This window comes from Pseudomonas rhizophila (assembly GCF_003033885.1).
GTDB lineage: Bacteria > Pseudomonadota > Gammaproteobacteria > Pseudomonadales > Pseudomonadaceae > Aquipseudomonas > Aquipseudomonas rhizophila.
In genome coordinates this window covers 1,429,393-1,444,205 of the sequence record NZ_CP024081.1, presented here as the reverse complement: position 1 = coordinate 1,444,205, position 14,813 = coordinate 1,429,393, and the positions used below count along the sequence as shown (strand labels likewise).

Annotated in this window: 13 protein-coding genes; 8 read left to right on the top strand and 5 right to left on the bottom strand. The window is 58.8% G+C overall.

Annotation, left to right across the window (positions count from 1 at the left end; genetic code table 11):
- Positions 1–141: 141 nt before the first annotated feature.
- The 5 genes from CRX69_RS06730 to CRX69_RS06710 are packed head-to-tail and all read left to right on the top strand — an operon-like array spanning position 142 to position 4,263.
- Positions 142–948 carry an alkaline phosphatase family protein gene (locus tag CRX69_RS06730; RefSeq protein WP_107321756.1) on the top strand — a complete coding sequence of 269 codons (807 nt, stop codon included), beginning with the start codon at positions 142–144 and terminating at the stop codon, positions 946–948.
- Positions 949–953: 5 nt separating this feature from the next.
- On the top strand, positions 954–1,790 hold the full coding sequence (locus tag CRX69_RS06725) for an ABC transporter permease (protein ID WP_160893164.1): 837 nt from the start codon (positions 954–956) through the stop codon (positions 1,788–1,790).
- Positions 1,777–2,577 (top strand): ABC transporter permease, encoded by an 801-nt coding sequence (locus tag CRX69_RS06720; protein WP_047229649.1) that lies wholly within the window; start codon positions 1,777–1,779, stop codon positions 2,575–2,577. Before CRX69_RS06725 ends, CRX69_RS06720 begins: the two co-directional genes overlap by 14 nt.
- Positions 2,574–3,563 carry an ABC transporter ATP-binding protein gene (locus CRX69_RS06715; protein ID WP_107321755.1) on the top strand — a complete coding sequence of 330 codons (990 nt, stop codon included), beginning with the start codon at positions 2,574–2,576 and terminating at the stop codon, positions 3,561–3,563. Before CRX69_RS06720 ends, CRX69_RS06715 begins: the two co-directional genes overlap by 4 nt.
- 46 nt (positions 3,564–3,609) lie before the next feature.
- Positions 3,610–4,263 (top strand): HAD family hydrolase, encoded by a 654-nt coding sequence (locus CRX69_RS06710; RefSeq protein WP_107321754.1) that lies wholly within the window; start codon positions 3,610–3,612, stop codon positions 4,261–4,263.
- Positions 4,264–4,367: 104 nt separating this feature from the next.
- Here the strand turns inward: CRX69_RS06710 and CRX69_RS06705 are convergent, their stop codons facing one another.
- Positions 4,368–5,156 carry a DUF2182 domain-containing protein gene (locus CRX69_RS06705; RefSeq protein WP_107321753.1) on the bottom strand — a complete coding sequence of 263 codons (789 nt, stop codon included), beginning with the start codon at positions 5,154–5,156 and terminating at the stop codon, positions 4,368–4,370.
- Positions 5,157–5,158: 2 nt separating this feature from the next.
- The gene (locus CRX69_RS06700; protein ID WP_047229653.1) at positions 5,159–5,794 is read right to left on the bottom strand and encodes a DUF1326 domain-containing protein; all 636 of its coding nucleotides are present in this window, start codon (positions 5,792–5,794) and stop codon (positions 5,159–5,161) included.
- A 487-nt stretch (positions 5,795–6,281) separates the two neighbouring features.
- On the opposite strand from CRX69_RS06700, the gene CRX69_RS27570 reads away from it, so the two are divergent.
- Positions 6,282–7,865, top strand: a complete 1,584-nt coding sequence (locus CRX69_RS27570; RefSeq protein WP_155417192.1) for a hypothetical protein — start codon at positions 6,282–6,284, stop codon at positions 7,863–7,865.
- A gap of 72 nt (positions 7,866–7,937) precedes the next feature.
- Here the strand turns inward: CRX69_RS27570 and CRX69_RS06690 are convergent, their stop codons facing one another.
- Positions 7,938–8,900, bottom strand: coding sequence for a zinc-binding dehydrogenase (locus tag CRX69_RS06690; RefSeq protein ID WP_076383787.1), 963 nt, complete (start codon positions 8,898–8,900; stop codon positions 7,938–7,940).
- A 139-nt stretch (positions 8,901–9,039) separates the two neighbouring features.
- Here CRX69_RS06690 and CRX69_RS06685 point away from each other — a divergent pair, with 139 nt between their 5' ends.
- Both CRX69_RS06685 and CRX69_RS06680 read left to right on the top strand, forming a co-directional pair.
- Positions 9,040–11,118, top strand: coding sequence for a carboxy terminal-processing peptidase (locus tag CRX69_RS06685; protein ID WP_173407522.1), 2,079 nt, complete (start codon positions 9,040–9,042; stop codon positions 11,116–11,118).
- Positions 11,119–11,248: 130 nt separating this feature from the next.
- On the top strand, positions 11,249–13,036 hold the full coding sequence (locus CRX69_RS06680) for a bifunctional diguanylate cyclase/phosphodiesterase (RefSeq protein WP_107321752.1): 1,788 nt from the start codon (positions 11,249–11,251) through the stop codon (positions 13,034–13,036).
- A 200-nt stretch (positions 13,037–13,236) separates the two neighbouring features.
- Here the strand turns inward: CRX69_RS06680 and CRX69_RS06675 are convergent, their stop codons facing one another.
- Both CRX69_RS06675 and CRX69_RS27825 read right to left on the bottom strand, forming a co-directional pair.
- Positions 13,237–13,599: a hypothetical protein gene (locus tag CRX69_RS06675; RefSeq protein ID WP_107321751.1), complete on the bottom strand. Its 363-nt coding sequence runs from the start codon at positions 13,597–13,599 to the stop codon at positions 13,237–13,239.
- The coding region (locus CRX69_RS27825) for an RHS repeat domain-containing protein (RefSeq protein ID WP_240539587.1) at positions 13,596–14,813 on the bottom strand (1,218 nt) is incomplete at its 5' end. The genes CRX69_RS27825 and CRX69_RS06675, both read right to left, overlap by 4 nt.

The window sequence follows — 14,813 nt, the reverse complement described above, 5'->3', positions numbered from 1 at the left end:
CGCGATGAACGATGACACGGTCTTGCAGCTGAACCGTGTCGCCTTCATCGCGAGCAAGCTCGGCTCCCACAGAAGCTGGCTTCCACATCAGGTCCCTGGTGAATCCGAGTTTCCTGGTATCTGTCCGGAGTCCCGCTACCCATGAAGCACAACGTCATCCTGGTGGTGCTCGACGGCCTCAACTACGAGGTCGCCCGGCATGCCATGGGGCATTTGCAGGCCTATGTCGGCGCAGGACGCGCGGCGCTCTACACACTGGAATGTGAACTGCCCGCCCTGTCCCGTCCGCTCTATGAATGCATTCTGACCGGCGTCGTGCCCCTCGACAGCGGGATCGTGCACAACAATGTCTCGCGCCTGTCGAACCAGCGCAGCATCTTCCACTACGCCACCGCAGGCGGCTTGAGTACGGCAGCCGCGGCCTATCACTGGGTCAGCGAGCTGTACAACGCTTCGCCGTTCGTGGCCGGTCGCGATCGTCATACCGACAACCCCGAGCTGCCGATTCAATACGGGCATTTCTACTGGAATGACCACTACCCCGACTCTCATCTGTTTGCCGACGCCGAACACCTGCGTCAGCGCTACCTGCCGAATTTTTTGCTGGTGCACCCCATGAACATCGACGATGCCGGCCACAAGCACGGCCTCGACACCCCGCAATACCGCAACAGCGCCCGCTCGGCCGACATCAACCTGGCGGTTTACCTGCAAGCCTGGCTCGACGCCGGATACCAGGTGCTGGTGACATCCGACCACGGCATGAACAACGACCGCTCCCACAACGGCCTGCTGGCTGAAGAACGGGAAGTGCCACTATTTGTGCTGGGCAACGGCTTCAGCCTCAACCCCAACGCCGCCCCCCGGCAGACTGAACTGTGCGGCACCATTTGCCAGTTGCTCGGCGTTGCCCACGACAAACCCTATTGCCAGGAGTTACTCAAGTGAATGCCATGACGCGCGGCAAATGGCTGGCAGCGTTGTGCCTGGTGCCCTTCGCGATTTTCTTCATCGTGTTCCAGATCGCGCCGCTGCTTTGGGTGCTGGTCAACAGCCTGGAATCGGAAGAGTTCGGCTGGGGCCTGGCCAATTTCAGCAAGATTTTCAGTTCGAAGTTCTACCGCCAGGCGATCCAGCACAGCCTGGAAATCAGTTTCTGGTCCAGCGTGTTCGGCATCATCATCGCCGTGCTCGGCAGCTATTCCCTGCGTCGGGTCGATTCGCGCCTGCGCAACTTCGTCAACGCCTTCGCCAACATGACCAGCAACTTCGCCGGCGTGCCCCTGGCCTTCGCCTTCATCATTTTGCTGGGGTTCAACGGCAGCATCACGATCATGCTCAAACAGGCGGGGATCATTGAAGATTTCAACCTGTACTCGAAAACCGGGCTGATCATCCTCTACACCTACTTCCAGATTCCCCTGGGCGTACTGCTGCTCTACCCGGCCTTCGACGCGCTGCGCGAGGACTGGCGCGAATCCGCTGCGCTGTTGGGCGCCAACGGCTGGCAATTCTGGCGGCACATCGGCTTGCCGGTGCTGACCCCGGCGCTGCTGGGCACGTTCGTGATCCTGCTGGCCAATGCGCTCGGTGCCTACGCCACGGTGTATGCGCTAACCACCGGTAACTTCAACGTCCTGCCGATTCGCATCGCCGCCATGGTCTCCGGGGACATCTCCCTTGACCCGAACATGGCCAGCGCCCTGGCCGTGGTGCTGGTGGCGCTGATGACCCTGGTGACCGTCGTCCATCAGTTGCTGCTCAAGAGGAGCTACCATGTCTCGCGCTGAATCGAGCTCTGCCGGGCTCTATCATCGGCTGGTGGTGTATTTGCTGTTCGCCATCCTGCTGTTGCCCCTGGCCGGCACGCTGATCTACTCCATCGCCAGCAGTTGGTCGGCCACCGTGCTGCCCAGCGGTTTCACCTTCAAGTGGTACGTGCAGCTGTGGAGCGATCCGCGTTTTCTCAACGCCTTCGGTCAATCGCTGATCGTCTGCGTCGGGGCGCTGGTGCTGTCCGTGGTGCTGATCCTGCCCCTGCTGTTTGTGGTGCATTACCACTTTCCAAAGCTCGACGCACTGATGAACATCCTCATCCTGCTGCCCTTCGCGGTGCCGCCGGTAGTGTCTTCAGTGGGGCTGTTGCAACTCTACGGTTCCGGGCCGCTGGCGATGGTGGGCACGCCGTGGATCCTGATCGGTTGCTACTTCACCGTTGCCCTGCCATTCATGTATCGGGCGATCACCAACAACCTGCAAGCCATCAACCTGCGCGACCTCATGGACGCCGCCCAACTGCTCGGCGCCAGCACGTTCCAGGCGGCTTTGCTGGTGGTACTGCCGAACTTGCGCAAGGGCTTGATGGTGGCGTTGCTGCTGTCTTTCTCGTTTCTGTTCGGTGAGTTCGTGTTTGCCAACATTCTCGTCGGCACTCGCTATGAAACCCTGCAGGTGTACCTGAACAACATGCGCAACAGCAGCGGTCACTTCACCAGTGCGCTGGTGATTTCCTACTTCTTCTTCGTACTGGTCCTGACCTGGGCGGCCAACATCTTGAACAAGGACAAAAGCCAATGAGCTACGTCAGCGTCCAACACCTGCAAAAAAGCTATGCCGGCACACCGGTGTTCAGCGACATAAATTGCGAAATCCACAAGGGCGAGTTCGTCACCCTCCTCGGCCCTTCCGGCTGCGGCAAGTCCACACTGCTGCGCTGCATTGCCGGCCTGACCGCGGTGGATGCCGGACAGATCCTTTTGGACGGACAGGACATCGTCCCGCTGAGCCCGCAGAAGCGCGGGATCGGCATGGTGTTCCAGAGCTACGCCTTGTTTCCCAACATGACCGTGGAACAGAACGTCGCCTTCGGCCTGCGCATGCAAAAGGTTGCGACCGAGGACAGCCGCCAACGGGTACTGGATATTTTGCGGCTGGTGGAGCTGCACGACTTCGCCGCTCGCTACCCCCATCAACTTTCCGGCGGCCAATGCCAGCGCGTGGCCCTGGCCCGCTCCCTGGTGACCCGCCCGCGCCTGTTGCTGCTGGACGAGCCGCTGTCGGCCCTGGATGCGCGGATTCGCAAACATTTGCGCGAGCAGATCCGACAGATACAACGCGAACTGGGCCTGACCACGATCTTCGTCACACACGATCAGGAAGAAGCGCTGACCATGTCCGACCGGATTTTCCTGATGAACCAGGGAAAGATCGTACAAAGCGGCGATGCCGAAACCCTTTACACTGCGCCGGTCGATGTCTTTGCCGCCGGCTTCATCGGCAACTACAACCTGCTGGACGCCGACAGCGCCAGCAAACTGCTGCAACGGCCAGTGATCGGTCGCATCGCCATTCGCCCGGAGGCCATTGAACTGAGCCGCAGCGGCGAGCCCGATGCCCTGATCCGCAGCCACAGCCTGCTGGGCAACGTGATCCGCTACCGGGTCGAGGCTCGCGGCGTAGAGCTGGTGGTCGACGTGCTCAATCGTTCCGCCGCCGATTTGCACCCCGATGGCACACGACTGTCACTTTCCATCGATTCGACGGCGCTGTGTGAGGTAGCCTGATGGCTTTATTGATTTTGAAGTTGATTTTGAAAAGGGAAATGCGCTGATGGCCCTGGCAATTTTTGATCTGGACGAAACCCTGATCCACGGCGATTGCGCCACCCTCTGGAGCGAGCAGATGGGGCGCCTGGGCTGGGTCGATCCAGAGTCGTTCATGCGTCGCAACAATGAGCTGATGGACGCCTACAGCCACGGCAAGCTGCGCATGGAAGAATACATGGACTTCAGCCTGGAACCGATGATCGGCCGCACCCCGGAAGAAATCGAACACCTGGTGACGCCGTGGGTGGAAGACTTCATCGAACCGATCATCTTCAGCGACGCCACCAAAACCATCGCCGAACACCGCAAGGCCGGTGACCGGATCCTGGTGATCTCCGCCTCCGGCACGCACCTGGTCAAGCCGATTGCCGAACGGCTGGGCATCGATGAGATCCTGGCGATTGAGCTTGAGGTGAGTCATGGGGTGTACAGCGGCAAGACCGTCGGCACCCTGACCTATCGCGAAGGCAAGATCGCACGGCTGCTGGACTGGCTGGATGCCGAGGAAGAAAACCTTGAGGGCGCAAGTTTCTATTCCGACTCGCGCAACGACCTGCCGCTGCTACAGCGGGTGGATTATCCCCATGTGGTGAACCCGGATGCGGTGTTGAAGGCCCATGCCGAATCGGCCGGGTGGCCGATTCATACCTGGAAATAAGCCCCTGTGGGAGCGAGCCTGCTCGCGATTGCGGTGTGTCAGTTAAATCAATGCCTGCTGATCCATCGCAATCGCGAGCAGGCTCGCTCCCACACAGGTTTAGCCTAGCCCAGCAGCAGCCACAGGCTCCAGCCGAGTAACAACACACCGCAGATACGACTGAGCCAGAGTCCCTGCCGCAGGTTCTTCTCCAGCAGGATGAAGGCACCGATCACTGCCACCCAGAGCAGGTTCATCACGCCGACCACGAATAGCAGGCCCATCAGGGCCCAGCAGCAGCCCAGGCAGTAAGCGCCATGGGCCAGCCCCATGCGCCAGCCGCCGAGCACGCCGGGGCGCCAGTAGCCGAGAAGAAAATGCAGCGGCCCGCGACAATGCTCAAGGCAGACCGCCTTGCTTGGCGACCACTGATAGATGCCTGCGACCAGCAATAAGCCGGCGCCCAGCGCGGTACTGCTGCTGCGCATCCCCGGACTGAGCAAGGCCAGCCGCTCGAGCGCCCACTGCAGCGCCGTGGCGCCCAGGGCGAAACCAACCCAGACCAGGCCATAGGCGCTGCAGAACAGCAGCAGGGCCAGGTGTCGCTGCGGTGCCGGCATGCGCTTGCGCAGCATCTGCTGGTAGATCAGCAGCATGGGCAAGGCGCTGGGTAACATCATGCCGATCATCATCACTGCCCACATGGCGAACATCAGCAGCGCATCGCCCAGGCTCCAGGGCATAAGCATACCGGCCATTGCCGCATCGGCCATGCCGCCCGGCGCACTCATGTCACGGGCCATCTGCAGCAGCACCAGCCAAGCCAAGGCGGTCAGCGCGAGCAGGCAGAGCAGGAACAACAACTGCTCGCCTGTCAGTCGCTTGCTCTGCGCCGCCGCCTGGGGTTCTGCCATCTTTACGGCTCTATGCCATGACCGGTGAAATGCACGTGGGCGAGGTGGCTATGGCTGTCCTGGGATTGAAGCTTGAGCGCTGAATGCGTCTGGTAGCTGCCGCTGGCCACTTCAGCCTCAAGGAACTCGAAGCCGTTGGGCAGGGACAGGCGGACTCGATGAGGTGAACCGTCGATCGGGCTGCGGATCGGCTCGCCGCTGGCCTGCAATACGCCGGGAATGTCCAGGTGCGCCAAACGCTGATCGACATCGATGGACAGGGTGATGGGCACGAACTGCGGTTCGAACATTTCACTCATGGTGCTGCTGAACACCTGAAACACGTTGGCCCCGGGGTCGCTCTCCAGACCAGAGAGGATGGTCAGCAGGGCTTGGCGTTGCGCCTCGTCGGCGCGTTCATCGATGAACACCTGACAACTGCCGTTACCCTCATGGATAGCGCCCGGCCAAGCGAAGGTGGCGGCCCAACACAAGCCTCCCAACGCCACTTGATTGAAATACCCGCGTTCCACTCGCATCGACGCCACCGCGTGGCAGTGGCCATGGGTCGGTGGCGCGTCGAATTGACAGGGACAGCCCCAATTGCAGTTGCAGGCAATGAATTCGACGCCCTGCATGCGCCATTCGGCGATGGTCATGATCAACCTCTTCACCTTGCGGGTGAAATGAAAGCTGCGGTTACCCCCATCCCTCCATTAGTTAACGCTAGCAGGGTGCGCGCATCGGCTATGGGCTGCCGACCAAAGGTCAGTTTGCCTGGGTGCGCCGGTCAGAGGTGGAAGCCTCCGGCGATAGGCATGAGGGTGCCATTCAAGCCTGCTGGGGCATGCGTTTTTTACTGAGCCAATATGTTCATGGATCATGCGGAGTCACTTTGCAGTCATCACAACATCTCTTCTGTCAGGACACTAATCAGAGAGACATCTATTACTCTCGAAACTTCTCTAAAGCGTTTTTTATGCGATGTCTACTGTCAGACTTTACAGGTCGCTCAGACTAACCGACAGATGGCGCGTGTTCTTCCTTTGACCTGTTATTTCTAACAGTAGACGCATGGCTGTATCCGCAGGTTAATAACTCCACGCCCTGTTTTTACTCGACAGTCGCCCCGCGACGGGAGCCCTCATGAACAAGTACCTTGAACAGTGGATTTTTACCCACACCAGCATAAAGGCACTTACGGCCCTCGCGCTCGCCGTATTATTTGGTTGCGCAACTCAACTGCCGTCGCCACCACCCGACATTCAGTCTTCCAGTAGTTATGAACGCTCCGGTGAGGAAACAGCCCGAAAGCTGACCACGGCGTATCACAATACCGCCGCCAACTGCGGCACGCCCACCACACCAGCCTTTCTCTGCTCAGGGGTAACGCTACGCATCACTAAAACCAGCAATAATTACGATCCATGGGATCATAGCGACTTCTCAAGAAAAACCGACGCAGTCTCATTTTCTTATTTGAGAGCCGATACAAAGTTTGTTCGCACCCCCTGGTATGGTGTCAATGGCTTGATTTTCTATCCTTATCTCAACGCCCCCGCCGGAAAAATAAAACCCGAAGTTATCTGTTACTTTCCACTCGACGGCGCTACGTTTTATCGCGATGCCGCGGGGCAGTATGGATGCAGAGACAGTATCGTGCCTCCGCGAGTATTTGCTGACAGCACGCCTTGTCGAGAACAAAACATTACCACCGCGGAACAATGGGTGGCCCATTATCGAAAGGTCTCTCAATATAGAACCGCGCACTCCTGCGCCTTTATGGTAACGAGCAGCCTGGATGCAGAAGCAGTCCAAGGCTTCAACCAGGCCATTCGGGTTCGTTCATTGATCCCCGATGAGGCTTTTGCCGATCACAACGAGCTGCGCATCAAAGCCTGGCCTGAAAATGAGCCCGGAGTATTGCCAATTCAGGCCTTCTTCTACATCGACACAGGGCTGGCGAATGCCCAAATCGACCAACAGAAATATTACGACCGCACCGGGGGCATGGTGGTCCCCATCATTCGTCTGACCATACCCGGCACCCCGTCTGCAGATGCCACGTTTGTCTATAACGCCGCGGACCAGGCTGTCCTTCCCATCACCCCGGGGAAACTCAAACCCAAGGTTCCCAAAGCCTATAACGCAGCGGGCGACCATCTGAAAATGAGTGATATCTACACCGACACGTATGTGGATGTTGAAGTACCTCACTACACCGGTATGCATGCTACCGATACCATCCGGGCGCGCTGGCAGGGTCGGGTCAACTACAACAGTCCAATTATCGAAGTGGGTGATCCCCCCGGGAAAAGACTGATCCCGATTCCTCGTCTGGAAGTCGTCGACAATATCGGTCGATCTGTCGTGGTCGGCTATTCCGTCAAGGAAAAAGGGATTGGCGAGACGATAGAGTCAGACAGGTTGACGCTGCATATCGACCCGCAAGCGGTGGATCCATTACCGGCACCGAGTTATTCCAACTTGAAGGTTAGCGTGAACTACGGCGGTGAGACAGGCTACACCGTCAGGGTTCGTTGGGCCGGTGTCACCACCCACGATACTGAAAACCAGGATGTGACGTCCGGCCAAGCCAACGTTTTTGACATTCCCAGTGCCTGGGTATCCGAAAACAGCGGAAAAACCGTCCTGATCAACTACTCGATTGTCCGTAAAAACAGCAACGAGCAACGGATGTTCTCTCAGGTCCTAAGGGTTAACCTCTAGGTCAACCCTTTAGCAGCACGTGGTTTTCCACATTCAGGCGGTACCGCAAAGCCTGGGTTCGACTCCCCGGAATCAGCCCAGGCTTTCATCGATCACCAACACCAACTTTCCTGACACCTTGTTGCTCGCCAGCTCGGCAAACGCCGCTTCGGCATCCTTGATCGCAAAGGTCCTGGCCAGTTGCGGGCTCAGGCGTTTGTCGGTGAACAGCGGCCACACCTGGTGCCCCAGCTCACTGATCAGGTCGGCCTTGAACTGATCGTCACGACTGCGCAAGGTCGAGCCGAGCAATTGGATACGCTTGCCCAGTACCTGCGCCAGATCGAGTTCGGTCGAGCGCCCGCCCATCAGGCCGATCAACACCCAACGGCCGTCAACTGACAAAAGTTTCACGTTCAATGCAGCGTAGTTCGCGCCCACCGGATCGAGGATCACATCGAAGGGGGCGAAGTCGTTCAGGCTCTCGAGGCCATCGGTGCGTATCACGCCGCCCTGGGCCCCCAGCGCCTCGCAATAACTCAGACGATCAGCCGAACCGACGCTGACCCAGCACGGGTTGCCAAAGGCCTTGCACAACTGGATCGCGGCCGAACCGACACCGCTGGCCCCGGCGTGCAGCAGCACTTTTTCCCCCGGCTTGAGTGCAGCCAGCTGAAACAGATTGAGCCACGCGGTGCTGTAAACCTCAGGCAGCGCGGCCGCCTCAGCCAGGGATAACCCTTCGGGCACCGGCAGGACATGCCGGCCATCGACCACCACCTCTTCTGCCATCCCGCCGCCGGCCAGCAGGGCGCAAACGCGATCGCCAATCTGCCACGAGGAGCCCGCTCCGACCTCGCTGATCACCCCGGAGCACTCCAGGCCCAGCACCTGACTGGCACCGGGCGGCGGCGGATAATGTCCGGCCTTTTGTAACAAATCGGCTCGATTCAGACCGGCGGCCGCCACACGGATGCGGACTTGCCCTACATCACACGTCGGACTTGGCTCATCTGCCCATACCACTTGGCCTTCAACGCCTTGCAATGCTTTCACGGTGCCTCCATAGTGAGTCTCGACTGGGCCCGCTGCTGTAACGCCGGGCTTTCTTGCATTATGCGCCCGGGCCACATGGAACCGGCGACTTCAAAGACGGCCTAATATGCGTTATCAATTGTCCCTGCGTCGAATCAGCATGAAGCACCTGTTCCCCAGCACCGCCCTCGCGCTTGTCATTGGCCTCGGTCTGTTGCCGCTGTCGAGCGATACGTTCGCAGCCAATAGCTGGGACAAGCTTCAGCCCGATCGCGACGAGGTGATTGCCAGCCTCAACGTCGTTGAATTGCTCAAGCGCCATCATTACAGCAAGCCGCCGCTCGATGACGCGCGCTCGGTCATCATCTACGACAGCTACCTGAAGCTGCTTGATCCCTCGCGCAGCTATTTCCTGGCCAGCGACATCGCTGAATTCGACAAGTGGAAAACCCAGTTCGACGATTTCCTCAAGAGCGGCGACCTGAACGCCGGGTTCATCATCTACAAGCGCTACCTGGATCGCGTGAAGGCGCGTCTGGATTACACCCTTGCCGAGTTGAACAAAGGCGTCGACAAGATCGACTTCAATACCAAGGAAACCTTGCAGGTGGATCGCAAGGACGCCGCCTGGCTCAGAAGCACCGCTGAACTTGACGACCTGTGGCGCAAACGCGTCAAGGACGAAGTGTTGCGCATGAAGATCGCCGGCAAGGACTCCAAGCAGATCCAGGAAACCCTGACCAAACGCTACAAGAACCAACTGGCCCGTCTGGACCAGACTCGCGCCGAAGATATCTTCCAGGCGTACATCAATACCTTCGCCATGTCCTACGACCCGCACACCAATTATCTGTCGCCCGATAATGCGGAAAACTTCGACATCAACATGAGCCTGTCCCTGGAAGGCATCGGCGCGGTGCTGCAGAGCGACAACGATCAAGTGAAGATCGTGCGCCTGGTGCCGGCAGGACCTGCCGACAAGACTAAACAGGTCGGCCCGGCGGACAAGATCATTGGTGTCGCCCAGGGCAACAAGGAAATGGTCGACGTGGTCGGCTGGCGCCTGGACGAAGTGGTCAAGCTGATCCGCGGCCCGAAAGGCTCGGTGGTGCGCCTGGAAGTCATCCCGGCCAGCAATGCGCCGAACGACCAGACCAGCAAAGTCGTGGCCATCACCCGTGAAGCGGTGAAGCTGGAAGAGCAGGCTGCAAAAAAATCTGTCCTCAAACTGAAACAGGACGGCAAGGACTACAAGCTCGGTGTGATCGAGATCCCGGCTTTCTATCTGGACTTCAAGGCCTTCCGCGCCGGTGATCCGAACTACAAGAGCACCACGCGCGATGTGAAGAAGCTACTGACCGAGTTGCAGAAGGAAAAAGTCGACGGTGTCGTCATCGACTTGCGCAACAACGGCGGCGGCTCCCTCCAGGAAGCTACGGAACTGACCAGCCTGTTCATCGACAAGGGCCCGACCGTGCTCGTGCGTAACGCCGATGGCCGCGTGGATGTGCTCGAGGATGAAAATCCGGGGGCGTTCTACAAAGGCCCGATGGCCTTGCTGGTCAACCGTCTGTCGGCATCGGCCTCGGAGATCTTCGCCGGCGCCATGCAGGACTATCACCGGGCACTGATCATCGGCGGCCAGACCTTCGGCAAAGGCACCGTGCAGACCATCCAGCCGCTCAACCATGGCGAACTGAAGCTGACCCTGGCCAAGTTCTACCGGGTTTCCGGCCAGAGCACCCAGCACCAGGGTGTACTGCCGGACATCGATTACCCGTCGATCATCGACACCAAGGAAATCGGTGAAAGCGCCCTGCCCGAGGCCATGCCGTGGGACACCATCCGGCCTGCGATCAAGCCGGCGGTGGATCCGTTCAAGCCATTCCTGGCGCAACTCAAGTCCGATCATGACGCTCGCACGTCCCAGGACGCGGAGTTTGTCTTCATCCGCGACAAGCTGGCTTTGGCGCAAAAGTTGATGCTGGAGAAAACCGTCACCCTCAACGAAGCCGAGCGTCGCGCACAGCATGCCGACATCGAAGCCAAGCAACTGACCATGGAAAACCTGCGGCGCAAGGCCAAGGGTGAAGAGCCGCTCAAGGAACTGAAGAAAGAGGATGAAGACCTGATCGCCGAGCCGGAAAAAACCAAACCGGAAGACGATGCCTACCTGAGCGAGACCGGTCGTATCCTCATCGATTACCTGAAACTCAACACGGCGATTGCCAAGCACTGACATGATGGCCATTTAATGCTGACGCTCCCCGGAGCGTCATCAAACTGACATCATTCTGTCGTGAAATACAGGACCGGGCGCCCCCTTGAACGGGTGGCGCCCAGTCCTTTTTTTATCGCCAGAGATTGCCATGACCACGACAGAACAGCTGAGTGCCTTGAGTTCGATCCTGGCTCAAAGCGGTTTACACAGCCTGTTCCAACCCATCATTTGCCTTTCCGAACGACGCATCGTCGGTTATGAAGCCCTGACCCGGGGCCCGTCCAACAGCCCGCTGCACTCGCCCATCGCCCTGCTTTCGGTGGCCCGCCAGGCCGGACGCCTCAGTGAGCTGGAACTGGCCTGCCGACGCAGCGCCTGCCAACGTTTCAATGAGCAGAAACTGCCGGGCAAGCTGTTCCTCAACGTCTCGCCCGAATCCCTGCTCGAAGCCGCCCACCAGACCGGACGCACCTTGCAACTGTTGCAAGATTTCGGCATCCCGCCCAGCCAGGTGGTGATCGAACTGACCGAACAAACACCGATCGACGACTTCCAACTCCTGCAAACCGCCCTGCATCATTATCGGGCCATGGGTTTCTCCATCGCTCTGGACGATCTGGGCGCCGGGTATTCGAGCCTGCGGCTGTGGTCCGAATTGCGCCCCGATTATGTGAAGATCGACCGGCACTTCATCGATGGTATTCACCAGGATGCCCTCAAGCGCGAATTTGTCGGCTCGATCCTGAAAATCGCCCGCGCTTCCCGCGCCCAGGTGATTGCCGAGGGAATCGAACTGCCGGAAGAACTGGCGGTATTGATAGAGATGGGCGTCGACCTGGTTCAGGGTTATCTGCTCGCTCGCCCACAGGAGCAGCCCTCCCGTGACGCCAGGGCGCTGATGCCCCGGCAGGACGCCGGCGCGGTGGCATTGACCGACGAAGTCAACGACCTCGGGGCGCTGCTCAACGAACAACCGGCGGTGGCCCACGATACGCCGACGGCCACCGTGCTTGAGGCGTTTCGGCGCCAGGCCAACCTCAACTCCCTGGCGGTACTGGACGATCAGGAACAACCCTGCGGCATCGTCCATCGTCACTCCCTTTCGGATGCCTTGCTCAAACCCTTCGCCACCGATCTGTTCGCCCGCAAACCCATCAGCCGCCTGATGAGCGATGACTTCCTGGCGGTGGAACTGAACCAGTCGCTGCAACAAGTCAGCCGCCTCATCACCAGCCGCGCCCGACAACGCATCGAAGAAGACTTCATCATCACCCTCAACGGCAGTTACCTGGGCCTGGGCCGGGTGATCGACGTGCTCAAGCTCATCACCGAACTGAAAATCCAACAGGCCCGCTACGCCAACCCGCTGACCCTGCTGCCGGGTAACGTGCCGATCCAACAATGCCTGACACGCCTGCTGCAACAACGACAGGAATCAGTGATCTGCTACGTAGACATCGACAGCTTCAAACCCTTCAACGACATCTACGGCTACGGTCGCGGCGACGAAGTCCTGCTGTGCCTGGCCCAATGCCTGAACGAACGCATCGATCCCAGCCGCGACTTCGTCGGTCACATCGGCGGCGACGACTTCCTGCTGGTCCTCGGTCCGGAAGACTGGCGCAAACGCCTGAATCAGCTACTGAGCGACTTCCAGACCCACTGCCGCCGCTTCTACCGCCCCGAGCATCTGGAAGCCGGCTGCTTCACCGCGCTGAATCGGCAGGGCGTTCGACAGGAATTTGCCTTGCTGTCGCTGTCGATTGGGGTGGTGCATTTGCGGGCTGAAGCCTGTGGGGAACTGGATGCCAGCCAGTTGGCGGAACTGGCTTCGCAGGCCAAGCATCATGCCAAGGAGATTTTGGGGGGGAGCGTGTACTTGGTTGATGGTTTGGCTGAGCGGGAGGATGTGGTGGGGTTGGGGTTGTCGGTGTGAGTGAGCCCCGCATTGGCCTGAACGCCTGGCGATAACCCCTGTGGCGAGGGAGCTTGCTCCCGCTGGGCTGCGCAGCAGCCCCCTTCTGCACACACCTCGGTGTGCCTGGTTGATCGAGTAGGCTGTTTTAGGGCCGCTTCGCAGCCCAGCGGGAGCAAGCTCCCCTCGCCACAAAAGCGGTTTGGTGGTGCAGTAAGTCCTTATCTGTCCGACTTTTGACTCTCAGTTTGATATCTAATCAAAGAAGTTAGCAAAACTCGCATAAATCGGCGCCGATCATTAACATCGTCATCAAAGTATGTATCCAAATTTAAGAAAACTCTATCAAAGCTATCACCGCTTTCTAGGAAATAGTTGAGAGTATTAATTAATAAAACTTGCTCCTTTGGACTGTGAAATAGAAATTCCGGACGAACCAACAAATCAAATAATTGACCTAGCTCTTCATCATCATTTACATTTTTCGAAGTTATTATTTCCTCACGCGCCACGTCATGAACATTTTCAATACTAAAAACAAATAGCAACCCCCAAACATCATGTAAATCATATATATTTTTCATGTGCCCGATCCTGTATAGGCTGTTTTAGGTAGGCCATTTCTATCAAGAATGACTATCGCTTTCGTTTGTTGGCCGTACTCTAAACCTTCTCGTTTATAACCTTCACCAATTACACGCCTCATCTCAATTGGCTTTTTAGACGCCACAATGCCTGCTCGCCTGAAAATCAATTGGGCTCGATGAATAGCATTTAATTGGTCGCGATGGCTCAAGAAACGAGTTGCAGCAGACGGAATCGCAGGCTGGCCTGCATTTCTTCCTCTTTCATAAACATCGACTTCCCCAGTGCCCGGGTTCCGGCCTGTCCTGACACGCTCCAACTGAGAATCCGCCGTAGTTTGAGCGCCATGCTTCTGTAAGAAATGCGCGCCCTCAATTGATCGCTCCATCTTATCCAAACGCCGATAGGCATTCGCCTCCGCCAACTCATCAATCCGCGCCCGCCGCTGCTCCGCCGTCATCGGCAGCGCCGGCTCACCCTCATCCACCCCAACCTTAGCCGCCGGATCCTGACTACCAACCGCCGACCGGCACCCACCCTTCCCCGGACAATCCACCAACCCCAACGGATCCACCCACCCCGTCGGGTTCAGGGTGTAGCGATACCCGTTGAGGCCACCCGCCAGTTTGCTCGGGTCAGGCGTCAGGTAGCGGCCGGTTTCCGGATTGTAGTAGCGGTGCCGGTTGTAGTGCAGGCCGCTTTCGGGGTCGAAGTATTGGCCCTGGAAACGCAACGGTTGTTCCAGCTGTTCGCCGCCGCCGTGGACCAGTTCGGTGGTTTTGCCGTAGCCGCTGTAGCGTGCCGACCAGACGATGGTGCCGCCGTAGTTGGTCAGCTCCTGGGGCGTGCCCAGGTGGTCGAGGTGGTAGTAGAACGGGCAGGCGTTCGGGCCTTTGCCGTCGAGCAGGGCCAGGGGGCGGAAGGTGCCCGGTTCGTAGACGTAGCTGCGGTGGTGGCGCGGGCTGCTTTCGGCGACGACCTGGTCGCCCTGCCAGAAAAATTCCGTGGTCAGGCCGTCCACGGTCTTGCTGATGCGTCGGCCGAAGGCGTCGTAGCGGTAGGACGTTTCGCGCCCGTGCGCCGTGGTGACGCCGATCAGTCGGTGTTGGCTGTCGTAGCGGTATTCGCTGACGAGGCACTGGGCCTTGCCGCGCCGTTCGCGGATCAGGTTGCCGAAGGCGTCGTAGTCGTAGTGGCGGTCGCCCTCCATCAG